General features: G+C 53.4%; 1 rRNA gene. It reads left to right on the top strand.

From position 1 onward, the window contains the following. Positions 1–624 (top strand): 23S ribosomal RNA (locus DW56_RS04120); the annotation flags it as partial.

The following is a 624-nucleotide window of genomic DNA, read 5'->3' on the forward strand; positions in this document are numbered from 1 at the left end:
AGGGTGACTGCGTACCTTTTGTATAATGGGTCAGCGACTTATATTCTGTAGCAAGGTTAACCGTATAGGGGAGCCGCAGGGAAACCGAGTCTTAATTGGGCGTTAAGTTGCAGGGTATAGACCCGAAACCCGGTGATCTAGCCATGGGCAGGTTGAAGGTTGGGTAACACTAACTGGAGGACCGAACCGACTAATGTTGAAAAATTAGCGGATGACCTGTGGCTGGGGGTGAAAGGCCAATCAAACCGGGAGATAGCTGGTTCTCCCCGAAAGCTATTTAGGTAGCGCCTCGTGAACTCATCTCCGGGGGTAGAGCACTGTTTCGGCTAGGGGGCCATCCCGGCTTACCAACCCGATGCAAACTGCGAATACCGGAGAATGTTATCACGGGAGACACACGGCGGGTGCTAACGTCCGTCGTGAAGAGGGAAACAACCCAGACCGCCAGCTAAGGTCCCAAAGTCATGGTTAAGTGGGAAACGATGTGGGAAGGCCCAGACAGCCAGGATGTTGGCTTAGAAGCAGCCATCATTTAAAGAAAGCGTAATAGCTCACTGGTCGAGTCGGCCTGCGCGGAAGATGTAACGGGGCTAAACCATGCACCGAAGCTGCGGCAGCGACACT

The organism is Franconibacter helveticus LMG 23732 (assembly GCF_000463115.2).
Classification (GTDB): domain Bacteria; phylum Pseudomonadota; class Gammaproteobacteria; order Enterobacterales; family Enterobacteriaceae; genus Franconibacter; species Franconibacter helveticus.